Raw genomic sequence first — 26,713 nt, 5'->3', positions numbered from 1 at the left:
CTCAATCAATCGGGGTGCAAAATTCTGAACTTATTTTTACAACTCCTAATTTTTTTCGATTTTTATTTTCGCCTCATGCTTTCTCTTCAACTCTCTTTTCTTACTCTCTCAATCAATCGGGGTGCAAAATTCTGAACTTATTTCTACAACTCCAAATTAATTTTAAACTTTATTTTTGAGATTCCCTTAATTTTCTGATTATCACCTTTTTACTATGCTCCTGCTATGTAACGCTCAGTGTGTCTCTCATTTTTGGGACTGCAAAGGTACGCCACTTTTTTGCCTTTGTCAAGACCCTTTCTAAAAGTTTTTACAGACTCTTTCTTTACTTTCCTTACCATAAGCCCTTTAGCTTTTCAGCTTTTTTGAAGATTTATACACTTTCTTGATATTGTCCTATATATCTTTCTTTAAGCTGAGTTAATTGCTCGGTACGACTAAAAATCATCCTATTCTTTCTATTAACCGATTACTTGTTTTATACTTACTATCTTCTATTTTATAAGAACCTGGTCTAAACTTAAAAAATCAAATCTTTGTTAAGAGCATACCATTCATTCCTTATATATAATAAGGTAATAAGCCATTGTTTCATTTAAACACCATTGCATGAAAATCCCTGTTAATCTGATTACCGGTTTTTTAGGCGTAGGCAAAACCACTGCTATCAGGCATTTGCTGGCAAGCAAACCCCAGTCCGAACGTTGGGCTATTATTATTAACGAGTTCGGAGCTGTTTCTATCGACCATACGGCCATTGAAGAAAAAGATGGCCTTACAATTCGTGAAGTAGCCGGGGGTTGTATCTGTTGTACGGCCAATGTACCCATGCAATATACCCTTACAACTGTTTTGCGCCAGCAGAAACCTGACCGTATTCTGATTGAGCCTACGGGTATGGGACATCCTGAAAATATTCTGGATTTATTACGTGGCAAGTTTATGAAAGATATATTAGATGTAAGAGCCACGATTTGTCTGGTTGATCCACGTCGTTGGGCGAATGCAGATTTCAGAGCCAATGAGACCTTTCAGGACCAGATTAATCTGGCTGATGTACTAATTGCGAATAAAACAGATTTAGCAGGAGAAGAATTAACCGAAGAATTTAAAGATTGGGCAGACTCTTTGTATCCACCAAAATTGTTGATAGAGTCTATAAGCAATGGCGAGATTGATTTTAACTGGTTAAGTATCGAACCTTTCCCTGATAGAAAGGCACAGTTTTCGCATGAAGTTCCTCATCACCATCATGGACACGAAGAGGAATTGCCTACACCGACTGTTGGGAATCCGGTAAAAAAAGAAAGTCATGGCTTAGGCTTACACGGTTGCGGCTGGATTTTTTCGCCTGATGAAATTTTCAATTTGCCTAAGCTACGTCAATTCTTCAGCAACTTAAAAGATGTTTACCGAGCCAAGGGTGTTTTCAGAACGGGCAAAGATTGGGTGATGATTAATGCCGTGGGTGGAGAGTTTACCGTACAATATATGGCTTACCGCCGTGATAGCCGCATTGAACTGATTGCACCGACTAAACTGGACTGGGCGTTCTATGAAGAAAAACTGAATGCTTGTTTACTTGAAATTCCGGTGGCTTAATCGCTTGTACTCTATATACTATATATAATACAAGAAATTCCCCTTAAATTTGCATCTATCCTCATAGATACACTTTACCATAATAAACGTTATACAATACAATAAAACATAAGATATTGAATGACCTATATGCAAAACCTGAAAATTTATAATACACTTACACGCCAGAAAGAAGAATTTAAACCCCTGAGTCCACCCTATGTAGGTATGTATGTTTGCGGGCCAACCGTTTATAACTATGTACACTTAGGGAATGTCCGCACTTTCCTGACTTTCGATGTGCTTTTCCGTTATCTTACTCATATAGATTATAAAGTCCGTTATGTAAGAAATATTACTGATGTAGGTCACCTGGTAGGTGATGGCGATGAAGGAGAAGATAAAATCGGGAAAATGGCGAAACTGGAAAAACTGGAGCCAATGGAAATTGTGCAACGCTATACCAACGATTTCCATAAGGTATTAGAGCAATTCAATTTCCTGCCACCAAGCATAGAACCTACTGCCACAGGACACTTAGTTGAACAGATTGAGGCAGTAAAAACTCTGATTAATAAAGGTTTAGCCTACGAATCGAACGGCTCAGTTTATTTTGATATTAATCAATATAATAAAGAAGGAAACGATTACGGAAAATTATCAGGCAGAATCCTGGAAGATTTGCTGAATGAAACCCGTGAGTTGGATGGTCAATCAGAAAAAAGGAATCCGCTTGATTTTGCTATCTGGAAAAACGCAAGCCCTGAACATATTATGCAATGGAAATCTCCGTGGGGCATGGGCTTTCCGGGTTGGCACTTAGAGTGTTCTTGCATGAGTACCAAATATCTGGGCAAACAATTTGATATTCACGGCGGTGGTATGGACTTGAAATTTCCGCACCACGAATGTGAAATTGCACAGGGGGTAGGTATCACAGGTGTAGAACCCGTTCGCTACTGGATGCACTCGAATATGTTGACGGTAAACGGACAAAAGATGTCGAAATCATTAGGTAATTCATTTTTACCTGCTGAACTTTTCGCCGGAAGTCACCCATTGCTCGACCAGGCTTACAGCCCTATGACAGTTCGTTTCTTTATGCTGCAATCACAGTATCGTAGTACGCTTGACTTTTCAAACGATGCTTTAAGAGCAGCACAAAAAGGATATAGACGCCTGATTAATGGTTTACGCATTGTGAAGACTTTAACAATGGATATTAATGACAAGCCCGTTGAGAGAATTCCAAAAGAATTAATTGATGATACAAAGGAGTTAAATGGTATTAACAGTTTGGTTCAAAATTATGAGAATCTAAATGTTGCTATCTCTCCAGTTATTAAAATTGCCATTGATGAAAAGAAAAAAGCAGATATTGAAAAAACAGTACAGGCTTTTTATGAGGCAATGAATGACGACTTGAATACTGCCGTAGCTATTGCGCAATTATTCAACTTGTTGAAGTATGTGAACATGATTTATATGAATCAGCTTGACCCACGTGCTTTGGGTGAAGATACTTTCAACTTGTTGCAAGAAAAGTTCGTAGTGTTTATGGAACAGATTTTAGGCATTAAAGAAGAGCCATTAGCACAAGGAGATGGTATTCTGAGTGGTATGTTATCTCTCTATAAAGAATACAAATCAAGCCAGCGGTATGATAAAGTAGATGAAATCAGAAATTACTTTAAATCAAACGGTATGACTATCAAAGACATGAAACACCGCATTGATTGGGCCTGGGAGGAATAGAATTTTACAGTTATATAATAGAAAAGGTAGCATTTTTGAAGTGCTACCTTTTTTTGTTAATACGAATTTATATTTCTTACTCCTCCCCCAAAAACGGATATTTATAATCTGTAGGTGAAACAAAAGTTTCTTTAATTGTACGTGCTTGTACCCAACGAAATAAGTTCAGGATAGAACCTGCTTTATCATTCGTACCAGAGGCACGGGCACCACCGAATGGTTGTTGGCCTACTACAGCACCTGTCGGCTTATCATTGATGTAGAAGTTTCCGGCAGCATCAACTAATTTTTTGGTTGCTAAGTCAATCGCATATCGGTCTTTAGCAAAGATGGCACCTGTCAAGGCATAAGGCGAGGTTGTATTAACAATTTCCAGGGTTTTCTCAAAATCTGCTGGTTCATATACATAGATAGTCAGTACCGGGCCAAAGATTTCTTCACACATCGTTATATACATTGGGTCTGAGGTGAGTAAGATAGTCGGCTCAATAAAGTACCCTTTCGATTTATCGTAATTTCCTCCAGCTATAATAGTTACTTTATCGCTTTTCTTAGCATTATCTATATAGGTAGCAATTTTATCAAACGCCTTTTCGTCAATAACTGCATTGACGAAGTTGGAGAAGTCTTCTGTACCACCCATTTTAATTTCTTTCAAATCGGCCAGTATATATCCTTTTACTTCTTCCCAGAGATTCGATGGAATATAAGCACGGGAAGCTGCTGAACATTTTTGTCCCTGATATTCAAAAGCCCCACGCACCAAACCTGTTGCTAAAGCTTTAGCATCGGCAGACTCATGTGCCATCACAAAATCTTTACCCCCTGTTTCGCCCACAATGCGAGGATAAGATTTATATAAATGGATATTCTCGCCAATGGTTTTCCAGATAGTCTGAAATACTTTAGTACTACCCGTAAAGTGGATACCTGCAAAATCAGGGTGTTTGAAAACAACCTCCCCTACAGTAGGGCCGTCTACGTAAATCAGGTTAATCACTCCATCCGGCAAACCGGCTTCACGGAAAATTTCCATGATTATCTGAGCCGAATAGATTTGCGGATAGGCTGGTTTCCATACGGTTACATTACCCATCATCGCTACGCAAGAAGGTAGATTTCCGGCAATGGCTGTGAAATTGAAAGGAGTTAACGCAAATACAAAACCCTCTAATGGTCTGTATTCTACTCTGTTCCACAAACCACGTACTGATTCAGGCTGACCAGTATAGACCTGCTCCATAAATGCTACATTGAAGCGAAGAAAATCTATTAACTCACAGGCAGAATCTATCTCTGCCTGATAGGCATTTTTTGATTGACCCAGCATAGTAGCCGCATTCATTTTAGCACGATAAGGCCCTGCTAATAAATCTGCTGCTTTCAGGAAAATACTGGCTCTTTGCTCCCATGAAAGCGCTGACCAGGCCGGACGAGCCGCCAAAGCTGCTTCAATCGCTTTTTCTACATGAGAAGCATCTCCTTCACTGGCATAGCCTAATATATGCTGGTGGTCGTGCGGAGGAGACAGCTTAATTTTATTATTGGTATGAATTTGCTCGCTACCAATATACATGGGTACATCTATTTGTTTCGAGCGAGCTTCTGCAAGAGCCTTTTTTAATGCTATTTTTTCTGGAGAACCTTTTCCATAACTCAAAACCGGCTCATTCACCGGAGTGGGTACTTTAAAGATAGTATTGTTCATGATTTGATGAAGGGGGATTTTTTGCCAAAATTAGCCGAAATTTTAGATATGTGAGAATAAATCTTTTATCTATTCTTATTCAGCTAATACCATAATAATCAATACAACACAATTCTTTGCATTTCGGTTTACTTGTATTTGAACGTAGCAGATGCAAGTAATTGACTGTGCAATTGATTTAACAATTTTGTAGATTAACCCCACGAAGTGTTTTTCCATAAGCACGCTATAAATAAATGCTACAGCGATTGATTATTCCATATTTCAGCTTCATTCCAGTAGCTAAAATATGGAATAATATTAATATAGTAGAGTCTTTCCATTAGTTAAACGAAGCTCTGAATTCTAATGGACTTTGCTTGGTTTTTGCCTTAAATAATTTACTGAACGATTGAGAATGTTCAAAACCTAATTCGTAAGCAATTTCACTTACCGACATACTGGAGGTAGATAATTTTTCTTTGGCTTTTTCAATTAGTTTTTCGTGGATATGTTGTTGCGTAGTTAATCCTGTTAAATGTTTCATTAAACTACTTAAATATTTGGTAGAAATATTAAGTTTATCAGCAATAAACTGTACCGTAGGCAATCCCTTTGACAATAAATCTTCGTTGTTAAAATAGTCAGTCAACACATCTTCCAAACGTTCCAGAATTTTACTGTTAGTTATTTTTCGGGTAATGAATTGACGTTCATAAAAACGTTGTGCATAGGTAAACAAAAGTTCTAACTGTGCAATAATTACATCTTGGCTAAACTTATCAATTTGGGCATTGTATTCCTGTTGGATATTATCAATAATACCTTTGATAAGTGTTTCTTCTTTATCTGAAAGAAAGAGTGCTTCGTTGGTGGCATAATCAAAATAATCATACTGCTTGATTTTTTTGGCAAGGGGTGTGTTCCACAAAAAATCGGGATGAATGAACAGCATCCATCCTTCAAGATTGGGAGGCATTCCACCCTCTTCACCCCGTAATATTTGTCCGGGCGACATAAACGCCATTAAACCTTCATCAAAATCGTATTTTTGTTGTCCGTACAACAAATTATTACATCCTCGCTTAATTGACACCACATAAAAGTCAAAAATCACAGCGTTTATATCATAATGATTTTTAAATTTCGCTACATCTACAATGCTGATGAGCGGATGATGAGGTTTTTCAAGACCTGTCAATCGATGCCCCTCTGTTATGGTTTTTATTCGATATGGTGCTGTATTTGCCATGTTAAGGGTTTACTATTAAAATTTAAACGGGTATTTTAACCAAATCATTATCAACGGCATGGTAAGAAACGGAATTTCTATCAAGGCCATTTTATAATCTCCAGCCCTTAACGACAATGCCATAATTAAAACAATGGTTATGGCATTAAGAACATTGCTTAGAAAAAATGTTTGTGCAAAAAACAACATTACTCCTATAACAATGGAAAACACCCCAAAGAAGGGCATTACAGAGGGTGTAATTCCTAAGTTCCCCATCATTTTTGTTTGTTCGGCTGTAGCTGGCTGAAAAGCATCCCAACCGTGTTTGATACTTAGAAATGCTGATACTATCATGAGTATAATGCTAATGATTTTCATTTTTTATGATTTAAATTGTTATTGAATTCTTTTCAACTTCATCGTTTTTCCCAATAAAGAGATGCCTATATAACCCCGAAACTCTATCTGGTTAATACTTTTTATCCCCCGATTTATAAATTTCAAATTTTAGTCCTACCTCTGAATCCACACTTTCCCATATACCTATTATTTTATCTGCAGGCAATTGCTGTGCAAAGGTTATAATAGATGTAATCACCATCGTAGTTACCAAAAGTATGATTTTCATTAGTTGTTTTTACGATTTTTTTCTTTGAATTTTTTAAATTCTCCGTGTCCGAATTTTAAAAGTAAATTAGGCATAATTCTGCTTACTATTTTTAACACGCTTATTAAGAACGGTTTAAGTTCTGGTTTATCTTTCAAAAGTCCATCGATGGCAACATTTACCATTTTGTCCACACTCATCATTTGACTCGGATTAGGTTGTTGTACCCAATCATTTTGAAGATTAGTATTAACACCGGGAGGTATCATTTCAAACACTTTTACATTCGTGTCTTCAAGCTGCAAACGCAAAGCTTGTGTATAAGCCCGAACACCTGCTTTTGTAGCACTATAAATAGGTGCAGAAGAATAAGACATCAATGCAATACCCGATGAAACATTTACAATTGCAGCTGATTTCTTTGTAAGCAAATGCGGCAAAAACTCATGTACCATTTGGATTGTCCCGGTAAGGTTGGTGTTGATTTCACTAATAAGATTTCCTAAATCTATGGTAGTGTCCTGTAAATCTATCAGCCGCATAAGACCTGCGTTATTGATGATGATATTTAAATCAGGAAACTGTTGAGTAACATTCTTGTAAAGCTGTTGTATATCTTTCGGATTACTCACGTCGCTTTGAAAAATATGAATGTTTGGAAACTTCTTTTTTGTTTCGTCTAATGTATGAAGGTTACGCCCTGTAATGATGATTTTTGCCCCTTGTTCGGTAAGTTGCTTTACCAACTCCAGGCCGATTCCACTTGTTCCACCTGTAATCAGGATAGTGCTGTTTTTTAAGTCCATTTTTCTGATATTTTGATATGGCAAAGTTCAGCAGTAATCAGAAAACAGATGTAGTCAAAAGTCGCAATGTTGTAGTCAAAAGGAAGATTTTTGGTGGTGCAATTCGGGCAGCTTCTCTACTCAATCTTTATAGCAGTAGTATTTCAGTTATGGCTACTCAACAGGTAAAGCTCGTTTGCCATTTCACTTAGCGAATAATTACTAATAGCCTGCTATTGAAGGCAGATATATTGGCTAATGGTATTCACTTCTATTGAATAATAATGTCCCGAAAATATTAATTCCCGGGACATTACTCTCTATCTCATTAAAAAGAGAATTTATCTTTAATCTTACAACTTCACCCCCGACAATCTGCTCACTTCCAGTTTTGCCAGCAATATCTGATAATCGTATTGTAGTAAACTGAATTTGGCATCTTCCAGGGCTGTTTCTGAGGTCTGGATTTCTAAAGGAGTACTAACTCCATTGGTCAGACGGATTTTAGCTAACTTCAAACCATATTCTGCCTGATAGACATTTCGTTCGGCCAAGGTTTTCTTTTGGGTAGCTACTCTTATATCATTAAAGGCATTTTCAATATCACGGCTAATGAGTGTTTTCTGTGCTTCAGTGCTTTGTCTGGCAGCATCCAGATTAATTCTGGCAATCTGGGTATTATAAGCTCCTCGCTTTCCGGTATAAATCGGAATGCTCAGTTTTACACCTAATAAAGTATTAAAACGCCAGGCATCAATATCCGGCTGATAACCGTTTTTGATACCTATTGCTCCATTTGCTGCCAATTGTGGCAAGCTACTCATTGATGAGATTTTTACCTCCTGCGCCAAAGCACTCTCACGGGCTAAAGCTGTTTTAATGTCCAGGTTATTCACAGCAGCCTCCCCTATGGCTCCCTGCACATCAGCAAAAGGATAATTATACTGCAATTCAGCATTAGCCGGAATCTGTTTATGGGCATCAGAGCCAATCAGAGCACTCAGAAAAATATATTGTTTCTCTAATTGTCCTTGTAAATCTACTACCCTGATTTCGGCATTTTTGTAGCGTACCTGTGCCTGCACTACATCATAGTCAAGGGCATCACCACTTTTCAATCGGTCGCTGATAATCTTACTGTTTTCATCAACTAATTTCACCTGGTCTTGTTGTACCACAATGGCTTTTTGGAGGTAAATAATCCCATAATACAATTGTGCTACCTGATAGGCCAATGTCTGTTTCAGGCTTTCAATACCTTCACGTTGTTGTTGCATTTCAAGCAAGGTTTTTTGTACCCCTGCTTTAAATCTGCCCCAGTCATAAATTACATACGATGCAGCTATATTAGTATTATAGTTATTATGTGGCTGAAACTGTAATTTACCCTCAAAACCCGGAATCGGAATTACGGCTTCAGCAATAGGGTCGAGTCTTGTATAACTTATCTCGCCATTAATCTGTGGCTTTGTTCCACTTTGCTGAACCTTGATGCGGTAATCGCCAACGTTTAATAGTTGTATCTGTTCTTTTACACGTGGCGAATACTCTATGGCTTGTTTCACCAACGAACTCAGCGTTTCATTGGCATTCTGTGCGATGGCTATCTGACTAAAAATCAGTAAGATAGCTATGGTTATTTTTTGAAATTTCATTTTTCGGAAACGTAAATATTTTTGATAATCTATCATTAATGAGATTCTGCGGCGGCTTTAGCAGCAGCAGCAGCTTCGGCAGCACTTTTCTTTTTGGTTCTTAGCAATACTACTAATGGCAGCACACAGATAAAGAAAATGGATATGATACGGAAGGTATCCAGATACGCCAGATAGTACGATTGTCTGTCGAGCAGTAATTCCAATTGCCTGTAAGCCTGAGCAGTAGCCTGTACCGCATCGCCTGTACGAGACAGGAATGACATTTTGATGGCATTGAATCGCTCAGTGAACAAGGGATTGCTCGGCACATAATTAGCCACTAAATCTGCTCGGTGTTGGGCATATTGCTGTGCCACATAGTTATTGGCTAAGGCAATACCAAATGCCCCACCCAACTGACGAATCATATTGGTCAATGAGATACCTGCACCAAATTCATTGGGTTTCAGCCCTGCTACTGAGGCGTTAATCAGAGGTAATTGCAAAAGCACTGTTCCCAAACCACGCATAAGCTGCATTGAGTAAAAATCCCAGCGACCCATATCGGTAGTGGCGGTACCACTATAAAAACCAAAGGCAGCAAAAATGATAATCCCGGATACTACAAATGGAATAGGTGAAGCTCCCGCAGACATACGTCGCCCCAGAATCGGGAATAATGGCAGAATAGTAAGCGTAGGAAAGAGCAACGAAAGTCCGGTTTCATAGGGTGTAAAACCGTTGATTCTTTGCACCAGAACCGGGTAAACGAATACGGAGGTAAACAATCCAAAACCGGATACTAAAACGAAAATGCTTGAAAAGGCAAAGTTTCTATTGGCAAATACTTTCAGATTAACCACAGGGTGGTCAGTATTCAATTCACGGCTGATGAAACCAACAATGCCTACTAATGCTAATAAGGATACAATTGCAATCTCTTTCGATTGAAACCAGTCTTTTGATTCACCTTTCTCTAAAACATATTGTAAAGCGCCGATACCTATCATCAATAGTAATATGCCCAGATAGTCAATTTTTATTTTGTCTCTGTGTTTTCCCTCATCGGCCTTTTTAGGGATATACATAATGGTTAGAATAGTGGCAACTATACAGATAGGTACGTTGATAAAGAAAATATCGCCCCATGTATAATTATCTACTATATAACCTCCTAAGGTGGGTCCGAGTGTCGGGCCTAATACAATACCCATTCCAAAAAGCCCTGAGGCCATTCCTCTTTCTTTGCCCGGAAACGCATCGAATAAAATGGCCTGAGAGGTGGATAATAAAGCTCCTCCGCCGATGCCTTGCACAAATCGCCAGAGTACTAATTCCCAAAGACTGCCCGAATTACCACAGAGATAGGAAGCTATGCCAAAGAGTATCATTGAGCCGAGATAATAATTCTTTCGCCCGAAATACTCTCCTAAAAAGCCCGTCATCGGAATGATAATTACATTGGCAATAGCATAAGACGTAATAACCCAGGCAATATCTTCGATGGTAGCTCCCAGTGAGCCTGCCATCTGGTTGAGTGCTACGTTTACAATTGTGGTATCCAGTAACTCCATGATAGCGGCAGTTACGGTGGTAAGCACGATAATAAACCTTGAAACACCCGCCGCTTTGTTTTGTATTTCTACTGTTTGTTCCATGAAAAATTCTTATGTGGATAAAGTACCTTATTTAATCTTCACTTCTACTTCAAGGCTCATACCTGCACGCAATTTGTCCCGGTATTTCTCTACACCGTCAATAGCAATTTTAACAGGTATTTTCTGGGTTACTTTTACGAAGTTTCCACTGGCATTGTCAGGCGGAAGAAGGGCATATTTGGCTCCGGTAGCGTCTGAGAAATCAGCAATTTTACCTTTCATTTCAAGGTCAGGATACGCATCTAACTTAATAGTAGCCTCTTGCCCGACAGCTAAACGACCGATTTGTGTTTCTTTGAAATTGGCTACTACCCAATATAAAGAATCCTGTACAATGGTAGCTAAAGTTTGCCCAGGTTGAATATACTGACCGGGTTCAACGCTCTTTCTCCCAATTTTCCCGTTTTCGGTGGCATATACTTTCGAGTAAGTGAGGCGAAGTTTCTGCTGGTCTATTTTTGCTTTCTGCACGGCTAACGCAGCCTCTGCTTTATGCAGGTTGCTATACAGAATATCCAGACGTGATTTAGAAGCAGCAATATCCTGTTTCTGCCCTTCATATTGGGCACTTAATACTTCAAAATTCGATTTACTGTCATCTGCCTGCCGTCTTGTGATGGCATTGTCTGTATATAGTTTAGCATCTCTTTCCGAGTCTTTTTGTGCTTTGTCTTTGCGCAATACAGTGGCTGTAATACTGGTTTCAGCAGCGTTGATGGTCATACCTGTATTTTTGATATTAGCTTTGGCATTTTCAACGTCTGTCAGCAATTGCTGATACACTGCTTCCATTTCTGTTAAGGCCAGTTGCTGTTCACGGTCGTCAATGTCAACCAGTAGCTGGCCTTTCTTTACCTGCTCAAAATCTTTCATGCTTACACTGCTTACATAACCGCCCACACGTGGCACTACAGGTACTGTATAAGTTTCTATCTGTGCATTGTCGGTTGTTTCATAAGCCTGGTTGTACTTGTAGCGTTGGTAACCATAGATGCCTGCGCCTACCAGAATTAGGACTAAAATGATGCGGGGGATGTAGTTTTTAAAGGATTTTTTTTGTGGAGTTTCCATTCTTTTCTTAGGTAATATGAGTATATACTTTTTGTTTTCTTAATTAGTCAACTATATTGACGATGCAAAGGTAAACTAAGTTGACTAAATTAGTCAAGCATATTGACTAATTTATTTTTTCTATTTAGTTTTGTATTCCGAAAGGGAATTGACAGAATTTACTATTTTTGCAATAAGCTGATAATCAGCGAATTGAATCTTAACAACACAATGAACGAAGACATATTGAAAGAAGTAGCCATTTTTAAGGCTATTAAAGGAAGGCTTTTTGGCAAGTTGCTGGGTAAAAGTTATCGCTTTATGAGCGAGATAGCCAGTGAGTACCTGCAAGGTATTGGCTACAAAAATTTCAGAATCGGCCATGCAGTAGCTTTATTACACATAGATTTAGAAGGAACCAATATTAATAACCTTTCTAATAAAGTATGTGTAACCAAGCAGGCCATGAGTAAACTGATAAAAGAATTGCAGGCTGAGGGGTATGTAACTGTAGAAAAAGACCAGACAGATGCCCGGGCATTGATTGTGCGCCACTCCGAAAAAGGTATCAAGGCTTTGATTGACTGGAAAAGAGCCATGGAATATGTCAATGAAAAATTCAAGGAAATATTAGGCGCGGATAAATTAGAAATGCTACGGGGTATTTTGTACGAATTGGTTGATCACTACGAAGCCTCTACACAATATAATAAAGCAAATGACCTCAGTTATGCCATTATGCGAAAAGATTCACTGGTATTCCAGCCGGAAGAGGAACTCAATAAAAATTAGGTGAATCTTAAAGGCGCAATCTCTGATAATTCATAAAAACTATGTATGTTCGTAACTGAAAACCAATGCCTTAAGTAATTACTGCTGTCTGGCAGAAATAAATCTCCTGGAGTACTTATGACAGTTACGCAAATCATTATGGTAGTTGTTATTATCTATGTACTTATCTGTATCGTAGCTTATAAGGTACAGGAGTATTTTATATTCAAACCCGAAAAACTCTCACCCGATTTCAAATTCAAGTATGACGACCATTTTGAAGAACTTTTCTTTGACATGCCCGATGGCGCCCGTATTAATGGTCTGTTGTTTTATGATGTAGGCGAAACTACCCGTGGACTGGTGATTTATTTTCATGGCAATACCCGAAGTATTAAAGGCTGGGCTAAATATGCCAAAGATTTTTTTGCGCATGATTACGACGTACTGATGATTGATTACAGAGGCTTTGGCAAGAGTACCGGACGACGTAACGAAGACATTATGTACGAAGATTCGCAGGTAGTGTATAATAAAATGTTAACAAAAGGGTATCTTGAAAAGAATATTGTTATTTATGGCCGCTCGTTAGGCTCTGGCTTTGCCTGTAAATTAGCATCCCGGAATAACCCTAAAATGCTGATTCTTGATGCACCTTATTATAGCTTCTCACAACTCACCAGCCGATTTCTTCCTTTTCTCCCTGTTTCTATGATTCTGCGGTTCTCTATCCGTACCGACGAATACATTAAATTTGTGAAGTGTCCGGTTTATATTATACATGGTACAAAAGATTTTCTGATTCCTTTTCGTTCAAGTGTTAGATTGGCAAAGCTCGCTCCGCAACATACCCGGTTAGTACCCATTTACGGAGGTGGTCATAATAATCTACCTTCTTTTCCTGAGTACCATAAACACCTTGAAGATATTTTATTAGATAGATTTGATTTAATTTTTGATAAACAATTCCGAATCGAATAGCTTTGTATTTTAAAATACTTTCAACCTGTTCATCAGATATTTTCTGCAATAACAAAAGATACAGTGGTTAAAAAAATTATAACAATTGCGCTCATTATTTACGCTTCCGTTTTTGGGTTAGCCGTTCTTTTTCAACGTTTTATTCTTCTTCATCCCGATACCTTAGAAAAAGGCTATGCTTTTGAGTTTGAAGATGCACAGGAATTTTATGTGGAGCCTGTGCCAAAAATCAATCTCAATGCGCTGATGTTTCTGACAAGAGATACAACCAAGAAAGGTGTGGTTATGTATCTGCATGGCAATTCGCGCAATATAAAGGTATGGGGAAAATATGCGAAAGAATTTACTTCCCGTGGGTATGACGTAATCATGTATGATTACCGGGGCTTTGGTAAAAGTAATGGCAGATTAGATGAAGCAAACCTTTTAAGCGATGCACAGACAGTACTCAAAGATATTCAGAGACGTTACCCACCACGAAATATTATTATTTATGGTCGTTCATTAGGTACGGGAGTGGCTACCAAATTAGCGATGGATAATGAAGCAAAAATGCTGATATTAGAAGCACCCTATACCTGTATTCCTGATGTAGCCTGGAGTCATGCACCACTTTTTCCTTATAGCAAAGTCTGCGAATTTCAGCTACCTACCCATGAATGGATAACCAAAGTAAAATGCCCGATTTATCTGTTTCATGGTACCGACGACCAGATTATCCCTTACGAGCATAGCCTGAAACTAACCCAGCTACTAAAGAAAAACCCCAAGGACATTCTCACTACTTTAGAGGGAGGTCGTCATCGGGGTTTAGATAAATATAAAGAATATCAAGCCAAAATGGATGAAATTCTGAAGTAATCTCTTAACGCAATTTCAAAGTTACCAGACAGGCTACTGCCAATACGATACCTATAATCCAGAAGCGGGTAACTATTTTTGCTTCGTGGTAACCTTTTTTCTGAAAATGATGGTGCAAAGGCGACATCAGGAAAAGGCGGTTTTTCTGGGCATATTCAAGTCCGTTCTTCCGTTTTTGGTATTTAAAATAACTTACCTGCATAATCACTGACAGGTTTTCTACCAAAAATATCCCACACATGACAGGTATTAATAACTCTTTGCGTAATGCTAAAGCCAATACAGCTATTACACTACCTAACATTAAACTACCTGTATCGCCCATAAACACCTGAGCGGGATAAGCATTATACCATAAGAACCCTATACAGGCGCCAACAAAAGCGGTACAGAAAATAACGACCTCTCCCGAATTAGGAATCATCATGATATTGAGGTATTGCGAGAACACTTTATTACCTGAAAGGTAGGCAAAAATAGCCAGCGTAAGGCCGATAATAGCCGAAGTACCTGCGGCTAACCCATCAATCCCATCTGTAATATTTGCTCCGTTTGATACAGCCGTTATAATAAAAATAACAATAATTACATAAGGAATCCATGCCAGGCTATCAGGCAGAAAACTGCCAAGAATCTGGTAATCAATTTCGTTATTTTTAAAAAAGGGTAAAGTAGTAGTCAATGAATTGGTATCTACATATTTCTGTACTTCTCCTACAGCTGTACTGATTTTAGCTTTCTCGTAAACTCTTATTTTTACATAATCATTAAAGTACAAGGTTAGCCCCACAATTAAGCCTAAACCTACCTGTCCTACTATCTTAAAGCGACCTTTCAGGCCTTCTTTATCTTTCTTGAAAACCTTAATATAATCGTCAGCAAAGCCAATGCCGCATGTCCAGATAGTAGCAATAATCAGTAATACAATATATACATTGTCTAATCGGGCAAACAACAGAACCGGAATCAGTAAAGAGGCTAAAATAATAAACCCACCCATCGTTGGTGTACCCTTTTTTTGCATCTGACCCTGCAAACCCAAGTCACGGATAGTTTCCCCAATCTGGAGTTTCCGCAAATAATTAATCAGTCTGCTACCATAAATTGCTGCAATTAAAAGTGAGAAAACGATAGCCCCCATAGCACGGAATGTGATGTACTGAAACACCCCCGCACCAGGAAAATTAAAGGTTTTATCAAGGTAAGTAAAGAGATAATAAAGCATAGGACATCGGGTTTTAGGAAAGTGTAGCAAAGATAGTTTTTTTTGAAGTTTTCAGAAAAAAAACCATCTTTTTTTAGGAATTTCCAGCCTATTAATTGTTAAATAGCAAAAAACATCAATTTTGCATTCTGGCTTTTTTGCTTTAAGGGGGAAAAAAAACTCGCTACTGAATATAAAATTTCCAACATTTCTAATACTTTTTTGACCAATACCTGATGCAAAATTATCCCTCTTAAAAAAAACCTCTTAAATATTTGCCTATACAACCTTTTTTGTCTTTTTTTGTAGGGTATTCGATAGGTAGATTAGAATAATATATAAATATATTCATTAAGCTTCTTTCAGAAGCAGATAAAGATTTTGAGTTCCTCGCCAGTCGGGGTATTCATCATAGGTTAAAGTATTTTCGTCTTGGAAAGGCATTCGGGCATCCTGAGTGCCTTTTTTGATAAATAGAAGACCAGAAAAATAGTGTTGATATGCAAAAGCCTGTTATTTTTGCATCTTTATACACCCGATACTTTAGCGCTCAAGGGTAATATTATGAAGATACCGCTTTACCGGCAAATCCAGGCTCATTTAAAAGAGAAAATTACTTCAGGGCAATATGTAGAGGGTAGTTTACTCCCTTCTGAAAATGACCTTTGCGCTGAGTTCAGCGCTACACGTATGACTGTACGGCAGGCACTGACCGAACTGGTAAAAGAGGGCTATATTACCCGCCAGCATGGCAAAGGAAGTATAGTAGCATCGATCAGAAAATCTTTAGGTTTGCTTTCGTTGAAAGGGTGGACAGAGGTAGTAGGTGCCAGTGACCGGCACGGTACTACTTCTATTTTACAAGGGCCGGTATTGCAGACAATTACCGAACCTATTTTTAAACATTTACTTCATCAAGAGTTTCATACAGAATTTGTATTTTTGAAGCGTCTCCGGTCGGTAGAAGAAGCTCCGGTGATACTCGAAGAAACTTACATTCCAAACGAAAACATTACGGCATTAACAGACGAGCCATTAGTTGATGGCTCATTGTTCCGTACGCTTTTTATGCGTTACCAGATAGATGTTAATAGCATGCAACAAGAGGTAAGGGCTATTGCCGCCACCAAAGAGATTGCCGGTTTATTGAAAGCAAAAGTAAAATCACCGATTTTGCAGATTTTAAGACGCTACGGAACATCAAAAGAGGGTTTTTATCTGTATAGCCTCATTTATTGTAATACTGAAAAATACGCTATAAGTAGTTTTAATTAATGACACACCGTGCGACGGTCGCCCCCTGCCCCTAAAGGGGGGTATTCTTTAACCAAAAATTCCCCTTCAGGGGTTAGGGGTTTTTATTCAACTATGAAAAAAATTAAAGTTGCCGTTGTTGGAACGGGTTTTATTGGGCCAGCTCATATCGAAGCCCTACGCCGCTTACCAAATGTAGAAGTAGCTGCTCTTTGCGAAGCTAATATTGATTTGGCTACTGAAAAAGCTGCCAGTCTGGGTATCGAACGAGCTTATATTTTTGAAGATTTGTTAAAACAGGAAGACATTGAGTGTATCCACGTTTGTACGCCTAACTTTCTACACTATTCGCAATCAAAGGCCGCTTTATTGGCAGGCAAACACGTAGTTTGCGAAAAACCTTTAGCGACTAAAATTGAAGAAGCTGAAGAACTGGTGAAAATAGCCGCAGAAACAGGTTTGGTAAATGCAGTACACTTTAACCTTAGATATTATCCTTTGGTACGCCAGATGAAAACCATGCGTGAAAAAGGTGACTTAGGTGAAATTTACTCAATTTTAGGTTCTTACCTGCAAGACTGGCTTTTCTACCAAACTGACTATAACTGGCGTCTGGAACCGGATAAATCTGGTGATTCAAGAGCAATTGCAGATATTGGTTCTCACTTATTAGATGTAACCGAGTATATCACCGGCTTGAAAATTACCGAAGTAATGGCCGATTTCTCAACGGTTCATAAAACCCGTCTGAAACCATTGAAAGCCATCGAGACTTATTCAGGCAAAATGTTACAGGCTTCTGATTATCAGGAAGTGCCTATCAATACCGAAGACCACGCCAATGTATTGTTGCGTTTTGATAACGGTAATAAAGGTAGTGTAACCGTAAGTCAGGTTTCAGCAGGCCGCAAAAACCGTCTGAACATAGAAATCTCTGGTTCTAAAGCCAATTTCGAGTGGTGTTCTGAAAAACCAAACGAAATGTGGATTGGTAAACGCGATGGAGCCAATCAGGTATTGATGAAAGACCCATCGTTATTCTACCGTGAAGCAACAAGCCTGATTAGCTTCCCGGGTGGACACAACGAAGGTTTCCCGGATACCTCAAAACAATTGTTCAAAGAAGTATATGCTGCCGTAGCAGAAGGCAAACAACCGGAAAACCCGACTTATCCTACATTTGCTGATGGTTTACGTGAATTATTGATTTGCGAAAGAATCATTGAGAGCCACCGTAAACAGGCTTGGGTAACGGTGTAATTACATAGTATTATTTTGCCACAATGTACACAAGGGTGCCACTATGTTACACTATTATTTTATTGTGAAACATAGTGGCAATTATTTAATACGATTAAACGGCAGCCACTTTATTGAAAGAACGGTTGCCGTTTTTTATTTACTCTTATATTTGCACAAAATTCTAAAAAGCATAATGAAGATTGGTTTGTTTTTTGGTTCGTTTAATCCTATTCATGTCGGGCATCTGATTATTGCCAATACAATGGCCTACACTACCGATTTAGAGCAGGTATGGTTTATTGTTTCGCCACAGAATCCTTTTAAAAAGAATAAAGGACTTTTGCATGAGTTCGACCGCCTGACAATGGTAGAAAAAGCCATTTCTGATAACTATCAGCTAAAGGCAAGCGATATAGAGTTTTCTATGCCTAAACCCAGCTATACCATTGATACCCTTACAAAATTGGCTGAACGGCATCCCACACACGAATTCAAACTGATAATGGGAGAAGATAATCTGGTACAGTTTGAAAACTGGAAAAACTATGACAAGATTCTGGAATATTATGAGTTATATGTGTATCCAAGACCGAATACTCCTGATCATCATTTCAAGAATCATCCGAAAGTAAAGTTTATTGAAGCACCCTTATTAGACATTTCAGCCACCTTTATACGTAATAGTATAAAGGCAGGTAAGCCTATCCGCTACATGGTAAGCGATGTAGTAGAGGAATATATCAGATGGAAAAAATTCTATCTGTAATCAATCAGGCATTTACACTTATCTGCTCGGCCAGAATACCTATACCTTCTGTAAAACTTACGGGTTCATACCCTAATATTTCACGAGATTTGGTTAAATCAAACCCTGTTCGTGCCGGACGTTTTGCAGGTTGAGAAAAGGTGGTAGAATCAGCCATTGAAATAAGTGATTTATCTAATCCGAAGTAATCGGCTGTCATAATAGCCATCTCATAAGGTGTCAGGAAGTCTTTACCCGAAATATTAAAGATACCTTCGGCCTCCTGCTCGGCAATTAGTGCGCAACCTTTGGCTAAATCTTCGGCTAATGTAGGGGTACGCCACTGGTCGGTAACAACTTTTATATTTTTGCCATCTTCCAGCGATTTCTTTACCCACAAGATAATATTCGTACGGCTCATGTCATGCGCAATACCATATACTAAAACCGTACGGGCAATACCCCAACGGATATTGCTGTTGGTAACTATTTTTTCAGCAGCATATTTACTCCACCCATAAAAACTAATCGGATTAGCGTCGGCATCTTCTTTGTAAGGGCCACTTTTTCCGTCGAAAATGAAATCGGTAGATACATGAAGCAGAAAACTATTATTTCTTTCTGCGGCTTCAACTAAATACTCTACTGCACTCACATTCTGTTTCCAGCAATCATCTTTGGCACTCTCGCACATATCCACATTGGTCATGGCGGCTGTATTAATAATTACAGTGGGTTGTATGCGGTCTATTACCTCCTGCACCTGTGCTTTATCGGTTATATCCATTGCCACATAAGTATAGCCCTCTTTAAATGGCAGGCGGTTTTCGCCTCTTGCTGTAGCTATTACTTCATGAGTATTGGTTCTGATAAGCAACTCTACCAGTTTTTGTCCTAATAAACCATTTGAACCTGTAATTAAAATCTTTTTCATTTTTGTGAGTATTTTATACTTTGTAGAAGTTGTTTATGCTGATTAATTATAAGAGTGTTACAGCCTGAATGGTATTACAAAAACAGATTAACCCTCTGTTTACTGATATTTATAGCCGTATAATTTCGTTATCTTTTTCTTTTTCATTTTCTTCACAGTCATTGCCATTTTTACATCTTTGAGCGGTCGGTCTGCCTCATCTCTCGGTTGGCTGGCAATGGTATCTATTACGGCTAAATTATCAATAACCTCGCCAAAAACAGTATAATTATTATCTAAATGGGGCGAACCACCTATGCCTATATAGTCAGCACGTTGTTCGTTGGTATAATCCATTTTATTACGGCTTGCTACTACACTTAGCTGGTCATCGGTAAATTTCTTGCCCTGCACAATATAAAACTGACATGCACTTGATTTTTTTTCAGGGTTACCATCACGAGCGGCTGCCAAGGCTCCTTTCTTATGTACATGATTAGACTTAAACTCGAACGGTATGCGCTCTAATTCATCGCCACCACTACCTAATCTATCGCCGGGTTTAGCATTTTTTGAGGTTGGGTCTCCACCCTGAATCATAAAATTCTCAATGACACGATGGAATAACAGGCTATCGAAAAACTTCTTGTTGACAAGTTTAATAAAATTGGCTTTATGTAAGGGAGTATCATCGAACAGAACCATATGCATGGTTCCATAAGTAGTTTTCAGGGTAATGAGATAATCTTTTTTAGACTTCTTTTGAGCAAAAGTTACTGAAGTAACTAATAACAAACTGATAACGAAAAGACTTTTTTTCATGCTTTATTTAAAAATAGAAGCACAAAAATACAATAATTATCAAAAGTGATAAGAAACAGTTAAAATTAATCTTATTTGGGTCAAAATAGCCGTCTGCTACTGAAAAAGAAATACTGCGTTACTGTATATTTTTGGGTGCCTCCCAGAGTTCTATCTTATTTCCTTCGGGGTCAAGTATCCAGGCAAATTTACCAAATTCTGATTCTTCCATATCGCCAACAATGGTAACCCCTTCTTCTTTCAGCGCAGCCATTAAATCAAGTAAATTTTCAACCTGGTAATTAACCATAAAGTCTTTTTTGCTCGGGTCGAGGTATTTGGTTTCTTTTTTAAATACACTCCAGGCTGTGTACGTTACATCATCAGGATTATCCTTTCTTCTCCATTCAAATACACCTCCCCACGATTCTGACTCAATGCCTAAATGCTTGTTATACCAGCTTCGTAAGGCATCAGTATCTTCTGATTTAAAAAATATGCCACCGATACCTATTACTCTCTTTTCCATCAGATAATGTATATACAGGTTTATGATAAAACATGATTCTCGGCTACAAAGGCCTGAAATGCCTGACTTTTCAGAATTTTTTTAAACCAAAAAGTAAAACTCTCCGGATTATTAGCTATTTCTTCTATAATATCTGCCACTCTGACCCATCTGTAAGCAATAACCTCTGCCGGATTTACCTCAAAAAAATCATTATAGGTTCCTGTAAAAACATGGTCTATCTCATTTTCGGTCAGTTGGTTTTCAAAGGCAGTCTTGTAATGAAACTTGTATAGAAAATCTAAATCACAAGTAAAGCCCATTTCTTCACCCAGGCGGCGTTCGGCGGCTGTTTTTATTGCTTCATTTACATTGGGGTGACCGCAACAGGTATTTGTCCAGAGTCCTCCCGAATGGTACTTATCAAGGGCTCTCTGGTGAATCAATAACTCATTGTCGTCATTAAAAATCAACACTGAAAAAGCTCTGTGCAATAAGCCTTGCTGATGTACCCATAGTTTCTCTCCGCTACCTACTTCCTCATCTGATTCGTTTACCAGTATTATTTCTGTTGTATCAACACTCATACTTTTATTTGCTTGATTATACACCCAAACACCACTATTACCTAAAATGTTTCTGTGAATCTTCCGTTTATGATTTTTCTGCCAATAGTTTATCTATCAGGCGATTAAAATCATTCACAAATTCATCGTAATAGTGCCCTGTACCAGGCCCTGAAAACCCGGTATGAATTTCTCTTACCTGCCCTTTTTTATCAATAAAAATCGTAGTCGGGAAACCAATCACCTTATTAAGCATAGGTAAAGTTTTAGAGGCTTCATCTTTATTATTGGTTCCTGCCAATAGGACTTCATAATCTATCCCGAATCGTTCTTTCATCTTCTTGATTTTTGGGAGAGCAAACGAGGTATCAGTACTTTTTTCATAAGATAAGCCTATTATCTCTACTCCTCTATCTTTGTTTTTCTTGTACCAGGGAGCTAAAAAACGGCTTTCGTCCATACAATTCGGACACCAAGAACCCATAATCTGAATCACGACTACCTTACCTTTATAGGCCTCATCGTTCAATGATATTTTTTTAGTATCGGTATTCGGGAACGAGAAATCAACAGTTTTGTAACCCTCTTTCAGATAGGTCAGTTTAGTGGCATCGGGTAATTTGGCATTATCGTTTTTAACACCTGACCATAATTCAAAGCCTGATGGAGCCGACCAGAAACCGCCGCCTGTCAGTTTATCACCTTCAATCTTTGCCTTGAACAAATATACGTGTGTACCATCAAAGCAAGAGAGTTTCAGACTATCGCCAATAATATCCCCTGCCAGATAACGATAATCGCCTGTTGTTGTCAGAAAGCTCCCCTTTACCTGTGAGCCGCTGGTTTTAAAAACACCTACAGATTCGGTTGAGTCTTGTTTATCTGCTGAAAGAAATAAAACCTCGTATGTTGGTGCTAATGATACTTTGGGTATTTCAGATGTTTCAGCAAAGCGATAGGTCTTACCATATTCTGCTTTGAAATCAGCCTGTAAAAACGTGAAGTTCGAGCGCATTTTTTTCCAGTAGCCTGTCAGTTGATTACCTTCTATCTTAGCTACAATTTCCGCATCGAAAATCTCCATCGGAATATGGAGCGAGTCGTCTTTGATAAAAGCCTTATCCATTGGCAGTCTTTCATCGCCATTCAATGCCAGAATGGCGTAACCATCGCCCTCTTTTTGTATATCTAATCCAAAAGGCAATTCGCCGCCTGTGGTCTCAATAGTAGCACGCCAGGTGCCTGTTTTAAGTTCAGCAGCGTTTTTACAAGACGCTAAGGCAATGAAAGATAGTAGGAGTAATTTTTTCATATTTTCTTCGGATATTGATAACAAAGATAAAGATTCACTTTTATTAGACAACAGCCGTATAGAGGTTCCGATTTATATTTATCAATGTTTATAAAATATACCCCCTTATATTCGTTTAATCATTGCTCAAAACCATTTAACTTGATAATTAGGCAATCTGTAAGATTTTTTTGCCTATTGGTAGAAAAATATTCAAATTTCAGGAGATTACTCCCTAACTTTGAATTGTTTCGACAGGTTTTTTGTTATCCATTACCGACGGTTGTTTACTAAATCTACTTTTGTATTTTTCTTAGTTGAAAAATTCTGAAACACATTTTGAAGTTTAGAACTATTCTAAATTACAAAAACTGACGAAAATCATAACATTTCATAACAATCATATTGTTTTCTGACTGTAAATTTGCAGGGAATTACTGACGGACATGTACGGACACTTTAAAGCAATAACTATTTCTCATAAGAATGCTTCTCTGAATATCAGAGAGCAAATTGCACTTAATGAAGAGGAATGTAAGAATCTGATGCTCAAAATACGTGAGACTTTTGAGGTTTCAGAAACATTGGTTCTTTCTACCTGCAATCGTACTGAGATTTACTATTATTCGGAAAATAACATCAGCGAAGAAATCATTCGCTTAATTGCCAGTTTAAAAGTTCTCAATTCAAACGAGATTCTTCCTTATTTTGAATATATTAACGATCATAACGAAGCTGTAAATTATCTGTTTGAAGTAGCTATAGGGCTACAATCACAAGTAGTTGGAGACCTGCAAATCCCGAATCAGGTAAAACATGCTTACCAATGGTCAGCCGATATGCAAATGGCAGGGCCGTTTTTGCATCGCTTATTGCATACCATTTTCTTCACCAATAAAAAAGTAGTACAGGAAACAGGCTTCAGAGATGGTGCAGCCTCTACTTCGTATGCAACTGTTGAAGTATTGGAGAGTTTCTTGCCTTTACTGGCTAATCCTAAAATTTTAGTGATTGGTTCGGGTGAAATCGGCGAAGACGTGTGCAGAACACTGGCAGATAAAAATTATCAGAATATAACTATTACTAACCGTACTGCTGCCAAAGCAGAAGCGCTGGCGCAGGAATTAGGGTTCAAGGTATCAGATTTTCAATTGGTACATGAGCAGATATTAGCCGCTGATATTGTGATTTCATCGGTACGTGTTGAAGAGCCTTTGATTACTAAAAATACACTTAAAAAGAAAACGCTTACAGTTAAGTACCTGATTGACCTTTCTGTACCTCGTAGTATCAGTCCGGATGTTGAAGAACTGGCAGGCATTGTGCTGTATGATTTAGATGAGATTCAACGCCGTGCCAATGAGGCTCTACAACGCCGTCTGGAAGCAGTGCCTCATGTGCGTAGTATTATTGCTGACGCTCTGGTTGAGTTTAATAACTGGTCGCAGGAAATGATTGTTTCGCCCACTATTCAGAAACTGAAAGGAGCGCTGGAACAAATCAGAAAAGAAGAAATGGCTCGCTTTGTGAAAGAATTATCGACAGAAGAGGCGGAGAAAATGGAGAGAATCACGGCAAGTATGATGCAAAAGGTGATTAAACTACCTGTATTGCAATTGAAAGCAGCTTGTAAACGTGGTGAAGCAGAAACCCTGATTGATGTCCTGAACGACTTATTCAATCTTGAAAAACAAACGGTCTAATTATCCTTGTATATAAATTGTAAGAAAGCCGATGGTATATGTCGGCTTTCTTTTTATGCCTATTGGGGGCATCCCCCTATTTCTGCTTTAAAAACAGCCCCTCCGTCAACCACAAACCCTGCGCCACTTTGTGGGGTTAACAGAATGGATTTAGCAGACCTATAAATGACATTAGAAGGGCCCGAAATAATATTGGTAGCTGTTATAGGCTGATTACTCTCTCTCAACAGATACTGCCCGTTGTAATTATCTGTCGGGCTGGATAAAGTAAGCGTTTGATTACAGTCAGCGGTACAGGCATTGACTATCAGATACTCTGATTCGATACCGTCTACCCCATTTGATGACTCAACCCTGACTTTATAATACTCACCCTTGGCTATATAAGAAGGAATAACCCCATTGATGGTAGCTGTGGTGGCATTGCTTGTAAGATTTCCTAAGACAATTTTTTCAGAAAATGAGCCACTTGCGTTAGAGATAAAGGCAGTATAAGTAAACGACCCTGCATTGTTGGTAGTGAAATTAATCGCAATAGGTGCTCCCAGACATACCGGATTCGGTGCAGCATCTGCCATAATATGTGGAGTAGCCTTTACGATACGTTTCATGGCTACAACACTCCATTTACCCCGCTCATCTCTGGCTCTCACCCAAAGGGTGTGTTCTCCGTCAGATAAACTGCCATAATTCAGGTTAAAATTAACGCCTGTCAATGTAGTTTGTCCGGCTGTAATAGGCACATTAATTCCTGAGCCAAAGCCAGGGTCAGTATCTACAAAATACTCGGCTTTGACAATGGCTGGTGTTGAGCTTGGCAAATTATTCAATTGTCGCATCAGCGGTTCACTCCATTTGCCATTTTCATCTTTGGTTCTGATGTACAGATAATTCGTTCCGGATGGCAGACTTCCCGATGGTATTGTGAAATTGATATTCGATAAGGTCGTCTGACCCGATGGAATAACTATATTCGTCCCTAAGCCAATTCCCGGGTCGGTATTGATGAAATACTCGGCTTTTACTATTGATGCCACAGGAGGAGTTACCACATTATTCAATTGTCGCATCAGCGGCTCGCTCCATTTACCATTTTCATCTTTGGCTCTGACATACAGGTAATTCGTTCCAGTTGGCAAAACTCCTGAAGGAATCGTGAAATTGATATTCGATAAAGTAGTCTGACCAGAGGGTATAACTATATTCGTCCCCAAGCCAATTCCAGGGTCGGTATTGATGAAATACTCTGCTTTTACAATTGATGTTACAGGAGGATTCACCACATTATTCAATTGCCGCATTAGTGGTTCGCTCCATTTGCCATTTTCATCTTTGGTTCTGACATACAGATAATTTGTTCCGGCTGGCAAACTTCCCGAAGGAATCGTGAAATTGATATTCGATAAAGTCGTCTGACCGGAAGGGATTACTATATTTGTCCCCAAGCCAATTCCCGGGTCAGTATTGATGAAATACTCTGCTTTTACTATGGATGCTACAGGAGGAGTTACCACATTGTTCAATTGTCGCATCAGCGGTTCACTCCATTTGCCATTTTCATCTTTGGTTCTGATGTACAGATAATTCGTTCCCGATGGCAAACTCCCCGAGGGAATTGTGAAATTGATATTCGATAAGGTCGTCTGACCCGATGGAATAACTATATTCGTCCCTAAGCCAATTCCCGGGTCGGTATTGATGAAATACTCGGCTTTTACTATTGATGCCACAGGAGGAGTTACCACATTATTCAATTGTCGCATCAGCGGCTCGCTCCATTTACCATTTTCATCTTTGGCTCTGACATACAGGTAATTCGTTCCAGTTGGCAAAACTCCTGAAGGAATCGTGAAATTGATATTCGATAAAGTAGTCTGAC

General features: G+C 38.7%; 25 protein-coding genes. 10 read left to right on the top strand and 15 right to left on the bottom strand.

From position 1 onward, the window contains the following. Positions 1-609: 609 nt before the first annotated feature. Both EWM59_RS23565 and cysS read left to right on the top strand, forming a co-directional pair. Positions 610-1,602, top strand: a complete 993-nt coding sequence (locus EWM59_RS23565; protein ID WP_130023708.1) for a CobW family GTP-binding protein — start codon at positions 610-612, stop codon at positions 1,600-1,602. A gap of 129 nt (positions 1,603-1,731) precedes the next feature. Next, complete coding sequence (cysS, locus tag EWM59_RS23560) at positions 1,732-3,336, top strand: cysteine--tRNA ligase (protein ID WP_130023709.1); 1,605 nt, start codon at positions 1,732-1,734, stop codon at positions 3,334-3,336. A gap of 76 nt (positions 3,337-3,412) precedes the next feature. Here cysS and pruA read toward each other — a convergent pair whose 3' ends face one another. From pruA to EWM59_RS23540, 5 genes are all read right to left on the bottom strand, one after another. Next, positions 3,413-5,044, bottom strand: coding sequence for an L-glutamate gamma-semialdehyde dehydrogenase (gene pruA, locus EWM59_RS23555; RefSeq protein WP_130023707.1), 1,632 nt, complete (start codon positions 5,042-5,044; stop codon positions 3,413-3,415). A gap of 322 nt (positions 5,045-5,366) precedes the next feature. Further along, the gene (locus EWM59_RS23550) at positions 5,367-6,275 is read right to left on the bottom strand and encodes a helix-turn-helix domain-containing protein (protein WP_130023706.1); all 909 of its coding nucleotides are present in this window, start codon (positions 6,273-6,275) and stop codon (positions 5,367-5,369) included. Positions 6,276-6,290: 15 nt separating this feature from the next. After that, positions 6,291-6,635: a hypothetical protein gene (locus tag EWM59_RS23545; protein ID WP_130023705.1), complete on the bottom strand. Its 345-nt coding sequence runs from the start codon at positions 6,633-6,635 to the stop codon at positions 6,291-6,293. Between the two features lie 91 nt (positions 6,636-6,726). Beyond that, positions 6,727-6,885 (bottom strand): DUF2147 domain-containing protein, encoded by a 159-nt coding sequence (locus EWM59_RS27810; RefSeq protein WP_165372278.1) that lies wholly within the window; start codon positions 6,883-6,885, stop codon positions 6,727-6,729. Next, positions 6,885-7,670 (bottom strand): SDR family oxidoreductase, encoded by a 786-nt coding sequence (locus tag EWM59_RS23540; protein WP_130023704.1) that lies wholly within the window; start codon positions 7,668-7,670, stop codon positions 6,885-6,887. The genes EWM59_RS27810 and EWM59_RS23540 overlap by 1 nt, the downstream gene beginning before the upstream one ends. A gap of 17 nt (positions 7,671-7,687) precedes the next feature. Between EWM59_RS23540 and EWM59_RS27805 the strand changes: the two genes are divergently transcribed. Next, positions 7,688-7,861 carry a hypothetical protein gene (locus EWM59_RS27805; protein ID WP_165372277.1) on the top strand — a complete coding sequence of 58 codons (174 nt, stop codon included), beginning with the start codon at positions 7,688-7,690 and terminating at the stop codon, positions 7,859-7,861. A 141-nt stretch (positions 7,862-8,002) separates the two neighbouring features. On the opposite strand, the gene EWM59_RS23535 is transcribed toward EWM59_RS27805, so the two are convergent. Genes EWM59_RS23535 through EWM59_RS23525 form a run of 3 tightly spaced genes read right to left on the bottom strand, consistent with a single transcriptional unit; the run spans position 8,003 to position 12,015 of the window. Next, positions 8,003-9,304 (bottom strand): TolC family protein, encoded by a 1,302-nt coding sequence (locus EWM59_RS23535; protein ID WP_165372276.1) that lies wholly within the window; start codon positions 9,302-9,304, stop codon positions 8,003-8,005. A gap of 35 nt (positions 9,305-9,339) precedes the next feature. Next, the gene (locus EWM59_RS23530; protein ID WP_130023702.1) at positions 9,340-10,944 is read right to left on the bottom strand and encodes a DHA2 family efflux MFS transporter permease subunit; all 1,605 of its coding nucleotides are present in this window, start codon (positions 10,942-10,944) and stop codon (positions 9,340-9,342) included. A gap of 27 nt (positions 10,945-10,971) precedes the next feature. Beyond that, positions 10,972-12,015, bottom strand: a complete 1,044-nt coding sequence (locus EWM59_RS23525) for an HlyD family secretion protein (RefSeq protein WP_130023701.1) — start codon at positions 12,013-12,015, stop codon at positions 10,972-10,974. Between the two features lie 210 nt (positions 12,016-12,225). Between EWM59_RS23525 and EWM59_RS23520 the strand changes: the two genes are divergently transcribed. The 3 genes from EWM59_RS23520 (at position 12,226) to EWM59_RS23510 (ending at position 14,607) form a co-directional block, all read left to right on the top strand. Further along, on the top strand, positions 12,226-12,786 hold the full coding sequence (locus EWM59_RS23520; protein WP_130023700.1) for a MarR family winged helix-turn-helix transcriptional regulator: 561 nt from the start codon (positions 12,226-12,228) through the stop codon (positions 12,784-12,786). A gap of 117 nt (positions 12,787-12,903) precedes the next feature. Next, the gene (locus tag EWM59_RS23515) at positions 12,904-13,746 is read left to right on the top strand and encodes an alpha/beta hydrolase (protein WP_130023699.1); all 843 of its coding nucleotides are present in this window, start codon (positions 12,904-12,906) and stop codon (positions 13,744-13,746) included. Positions 13,747-13,809: 63 nt separating this feature from the next. Beyond that, entirely contained in the window at positions 13,810-14,607 is a 798-nt protein-coding gene (locus EWM59_RS23510; RefSeq protein ID WP_130023698.1) for an alpha/beta hydrolase, read from the top strand. 4 nt (positions 14,608-14,611) lie between these two features. Here EWM59_RS23510 and mraY read toward each other — a convergent pair whose 3' ends face one another. Then, positions 14,612-15,832: a phospho-N-acetylmuramoyl-pentapeptide-transferase gene (gene mraY / locus EWM59_RS23505; RefSeq protein WP_130023697.1), complete on the bottom strand. Its 1,221-nt coding sequence runs from the start codon at positions 15,830-15,832 to the stop codon at positions 14,612-14,614. Between the two features lie 543 nt (positions 15,833-16,375). On the opposite strand from mraY, the gene EWM59_RS23500 reads away from it, so the two are divergent. From EWM59_RS23500 to nadD, 3 genes are all read left to right on the top strand, one after another. Continuing rightward, positions 16,376-17,086, top strand: coding sequence for a GntR family transcriptional regulator (locus tag EWM59_RS23500; RefSeq protein ID WP_130023696.1), 711 nt, complete (start codon positions 16,376-16,378; stop codon positions 17,084-17,086). Positions 17,087-17,179: 93 nt separating this feature from the next. Then, entirely contained in the window at positions 17,180-18,325 is a 1,146-nt protein-coding gene (locus EWM59_RS23495; RefSeq protein ID WP_130023695.1) for a Gfo/Idh/MocA family protein, read from the top strand. 175 nt (positions 18,326-18,500) lie between these two features. Further along, a complete protein-coding gene (gene nadD / locus EWM59_RS23490) occupies positions 18,501-19,073 on the top strand; it encodes a nicotinate (nicotinamide) nucleotide adenylyltransferase (protein WP_130023694.1) in 573 nt (190 codons plus the stop codon). A gap of 4 nt (positions 19,074-19,077) precedes the next feature. Here the strand turns inward: nadD and EWM59_RS23485 are convergent, their stop codons facing one another. The 5 genes from EWM59_RS23485 to EWM59_RS23465 all read right to left on the bottom strand — a co-directional run bounded on the left by EWM59_RS23485 (position 19,078) and on the right by EWM59_RS23465 (position 23,152). Beyond that, entirely contained in the window at positions 19,078-19,986 is a 909-nt protein-coding gene (locus tag EWM59_RS23485; protein WP_130023693.1) for an SDR family oxidoreductase, read from the bottom strand. Between the two features lie 99 nt (positions 19,987-20,085). Further along, positions 20,086-20,787 carry a peptidylprolyl isomerase gene (locus EWM59_RS23480; RefSeq protein WP_130023692.1) on the bottom strand — a complete coding sequence of 234 codons (702 nt, stop codon included), beginning with the start codon at positions 20,785-20,787 and terminating at the stop codon, positions 20,086-20,088. Between the two features lie 118 nt (positions 20,788-20,905). Then, a complete protein-coding gene (locus EWM59_RS23475; protein WP_130023691.1) occupies positions 20,906-21,295 on the bottom strand; it encodes a VOC family protein in 390 nt (129 codons plus the stop codon). A gap of 20 nt (positions 21,296-21,315) precedes the next feature. Further along, positions 21,316-21,861 (bottom strand): isopentenyl-diphosphate Delta-isomerase, encoded by a 546-nt coding sequence (idi, locus tag EWM59_RS23470; RefSeq protein ID WP_130023690.1) that lies wholly within the window; start codon positions 21,859-21,861, stop codon positions 21,316-21,318. 67 nt (positions 21,862-21,928) lie between these two features. Continuing rightward, the gene (locus EWM59_RS23465) at positions 21,929-23,152 is read right to left on the bottom strand and encodes a peroxiredoxin family protein (RefSeq protein ID WP_130023689.1); all 1,224 of its coding nucleotides are present in this window, start codon (positions 23,150-23,152) and stop codon (positions 21,929-21,931) included. 425 nt (positions 23,153-23,577) lie between these two features. On the opposite strand from EWM59_RS23465, the gene hemA reads away from it, so the two are divergent. Continuing rightward, positions 23,578-24,834, top strand: a complete 1,257-nt coding sequence (gene hemA, locus EWM59_RS23460) for a glutamyl-tRNA reductase (protein ID WP_130023688.1) — start codon at positions 23,578-23,580, stop codon at positions 24,832-24,834. Positions 24,835-24,893: 59 nt separating this feature from the next. Here hemA and EWM59_RS27800 read toward each other — a convergent pair. After that, the coding region (locus EWM59_RS27800) for a 3-coathanger stack domain-containing protein (RefSeq protein WP_165372275.1) at positions 24,894-26,713 on the bottom strand (1,820 nt) is incomplete at its 5' end.

This window comes from Emticicia agri, from assembly GCF_004168285.1.
Lineage (GTDB): Bacteria > Bacteroidota > Bacteroidia > Cytophagales > Spirosomataceae > Emticicia > Emticicia agri.
Note: the sequence above shows the minus strand (reverse complement) of the source record. Positions and strands in the feature narration are given on the sequence as shown.